The organism is Neisseria sp. P0020.S005, from assembly GCF_051957055.1.
GTDB lineage: Bacteria > Pseudomonadota > Gammaproteobacteria > Burkholderiales > Neisseriaceae > Neisseria > Neisseria subflava_A.
In genome coordinates this window covers 1-448 of sequence record NZ_JBQCWV010000065.1, presented here as the reverse complement: position 1 = coordinate 448, position 448 = coordinate 1, and the positions used below count along the sequence as shown (strand labels likewise).

Below are 448 nucleotides of genomic sequence, written 5' to 3'. Positions count from 1 at the left end.
ACGCCTGCCTGTATGAGAACCTGCCCGAAAACGCAGTCGAGAGCCTGATTCAAGCATTGGCTGAGCGTCCACACGCGATTGTGGCCGAAAAATGTACCCAAGATGAGCGCGACAATGCGCAGCATTACTTCAGCTATTTGGGTTTGGCCGTGATCGTCCGTCAGTCTATGGAATTGGAAGCAGTTGAAGAAGCAACTATGTCGGCAGCCAATACTCCCGACCCTATCCAATGCCCCGTCTGCATGACGATTATTGACGAACTAGATGCACAGGAATGTAAACCCTGCCACTTTGATTTGACAGAAAAAAATGAGCTGGCCATCCAGCGTAAGCGCATTGCATGGCAGGAAAAAATCTCTTTCGAGCATAACAAACAAACCGAAATTGCCCACAAGCTCAAATACGAGCGCGAGCAGGAAGGGAAAAAGCTGCGCAAGAACGGTCTCTT

General features: G+C 49.6%; 1 pseudogene. It reads left to right on the top strand.

The annotated features are described in order from the left end of the window. Positions 1 to 448: pseudogene (locus ACTHTU_RS11320) on the top strand (hypothetical protein); the annotation flags it as partial.